Here is a 2,749-nt window from a genome sequence, read left to right as displayed (position 1 = left end):
TTGATGCCTGGCAGTTCCCTACTCTCACATGGGGAGACCCCACACTACCATCGGCGCTACGGCGTTTCACTTCTGAGTTCGGCATGGGGTCAGGTGGGACCACCGCGCTAAAGCCGCCAGGCAAATTCTGTTAAATCTGTATCAGGCTGAAATTTGATTGTTCGTCTCTTCGCCAAAACAGCTTCGGCGTTGTAAGGTTAAGCCTCACGGTTCATTAGTATCGGTTAGCTCAACGCATCGCTGCGCTTACACACCCGACCTATCAACGTCGTCGTCTTCAACGTTCCTTCAGGAGACTTAAAGTCTCAGGGAGAACTCATCTCGGGGCAAGTTTCGTGCTTAGATGCTTTCAGCACTTATCTTTTCCGCATTTAGCTACCGGGCAGTGCCATTGGCATGACAACCCGAACACCAGTGATGCGTCCACTCCGGTCCTCTCGTACTAGGAGCAGCCCCCCTCAATTCTCCAGCGCCCACGGCAGATAGGGACCGAACTGTCTCACGACGTTCTAAACCCAGCTCGCGTACCACTTTAAATGGCGAACAGCCATACCCTTGGGACCTACTTCAGCCCCAGGATGTGATGAGCCGACATCGAGGTGCCAAACACCGCCGTCGATATGAACTCTTGGGCGGTATCAGCCTGTTATCCCCGGAGTACCTTTTATCCGTTGAGCGATGGCCCTTCCATTCAGAACCACCGGATCACTATGACCTGCTTTCGCACCTGCTCGAGCCGTCACTCTCGCAGTCAAGCTAGCTTATGCCATTGCACTAACCTCCTGATGTCCGACCAGGATTAGCTAACCTTCGTGCTCCTCCGTTACTCTTTGGGAGGAGACCGCCCCAGTCAAACTACCCACCAGACACTGTCCGCAACCCGGATTACGGGTCTACGTTAGAACACCAGCCATTAAAGGGTGGTATTTCAAGGACGGCTCCACGCAGACTGGCGTCCACGCTTCAAAGCCTCCCACCTATCCTACACATCAAGGACCAGTGTTCAGTGTCAAGCTATAGTAAAGGTTCACGGGGTCTTTCCGTCTTGCCGCGGGTACACTGCATCTTCACAGCGAGTTCAATTTCACTGAGTCTCGGGTGGAGACAGCCTGGCCATCATTACGCCATTCGTGCAGGTCGGAACTTACCCGACAAGGAATTTCGCTACCTTAGGACCGTTATAGTTACGGCCGCCGTTTACCGGGGCTTCGATCAAGAGCTTCGCGTTGCCGCTAACCCCATCAATTAACCTTCCGGCACCGGGCAGGCGTCACACCGTATACGTCCACTTTCGTGTTTGCACAGTGCTGTGTTTTTAATAAACAGTTGCAGCCAGCTGGTATCTTCGACTGATTTCAGCTCCACCCGCAGGGGCTTCACCTACATATCAGCGTGCCTTCTCCCGAAGTTACGGCACCATTTTGCCTAGTTCCTTCACCCGAGTTCTCTCAAGCGCCTTGGTATTCTCTACCTGACCACCTGTGTCGGTTTGGGGTACGATTTAATGTTACCTGATGCTTAGAGGCTTTTCCTGGAAGCAGGGCATTTGTTACTTCAGCACCGTAGTGCCTCGTCATCACACCTCAGCGTTAAAAGGTACCGGATTTACCTGGAACCTCCGCCTACATGCTTAAACCGGGACAACCGTCGCCCGGCTAACATAGCCTTCTCCGTCCCCCCTTCGCAGTAACACCAAGTACAGGAATATTAACCTGTTTCCCATCGACTACGCCTTTCGGCCTCGCCTTAGGGGTCGACTCACCCTGCCCCGATTAACGTTGGACAGGAACCCTTGGTCTTCCGGCGAGCGGGCTTTTCACCCGCTTTATCGTTACTTATGTCAGCATTCGCACTTCTGATACCTCCAGCATGCCTCACAGCACACCTTCAACGGCTTACAGAACGCTCCCCTACCCAACAACGCATAAGCGTCGCTGCCGCAGCTTCGGTGCATGGTTTAGCCCCGTTACATCTTCCGCGCAGGCCGACTCGACCAGTGAGCTATTACGCTTTCTTTAAATGATGGCTGCTTCTAAGCCAACATCCTGGCTGTCTGTGCCTTCCCACATCGTTTCCCACTTAACCATGACTTTGGGACCTTAGCTGGCGGTCTGGGTTGTTTCCCTCTTCACGACGGACGTTAGCACCCGCCGTGTGTCTCCCGTGATAACATTCTTCGGTATTCGTAGTTTGCATCGGGTTGGTAAGCCGGGATGGCCCCCTAGCCGAAACAGTGCTCTACCCCCGAAGATGAGTTCACGAGGCGCTACCTAAATAGCTTTCGGGGAGAACCAGCTATCTCCCGGTTTGATTGGCCTTTCACCCCCAGCCACAAGTCATCCGCTAATTTTTCAACATTAGTCGGTTCGGTCCTCCAGTTAGTGTTACCCAACCTTCAACCTGCCCATGGCTAGATCACCGGGTTTCGGGTCTATACCCTGCAACTTAACGCCCAGTTAAGACTCGGTTTCCCTTCGGCTCCCCTATACGGTTAACCTTGCTACAGAATATAAGTCGCTGACCCATTATACAAAAGGTACGCAGTCACACCACGAAGGTGCTCCCACTGCTTGTACGTACACGGTTTCAGGTTCTTTTTCACTCCCCTCGCCGGGGTTCTTTTCGCCTTTCCCTCACGGTACTGGTTCACTATCGGTCAGTCAGGAGTATTTAGCCTTGGAGGATGGTCCCCCCATATTCAGACAGGATACCACGTGTCCCGCCCTACTCTTCGAGTTCACAACCTGTG

At 53.2% G+C, this 2,749-nt stretch carries 2 rRNA genes; both read right to left on the bottom strand.

Annotation, left to right across the window (positions count from 1 at the left end):
- Positions 1-5 precede the first annotated feature (5 nt).
- A 5S ribosomal RNA gene (gene rrf, locus F3J31_RS23150) occupies positions 6-121 on the bottom strand.
- A gap of 72 nt (positions 122-193) precedes the next feature.
- Positions 194-2,749 (bottom strand): 23S ribosomal RNA (locus tag F3J31_RS23145); the annotation flags it as partial.

It is taken from the genome of Enterobacter sp. Acro-832 (genome assembly GCF_011752745.1).
Classification (GTDB): domain Bacteria; phylum Pseudomonadota; class Gammaproteobacteria; order Enterobacterales; family Enterobacteriaceae; genus Enterobacter; species Enterobacter quasiroggenkampii.
Note: the sequence above shows the minus strand (reverse complement) of the source record. Positions and strands in the feature narration are given on the sequence as shown.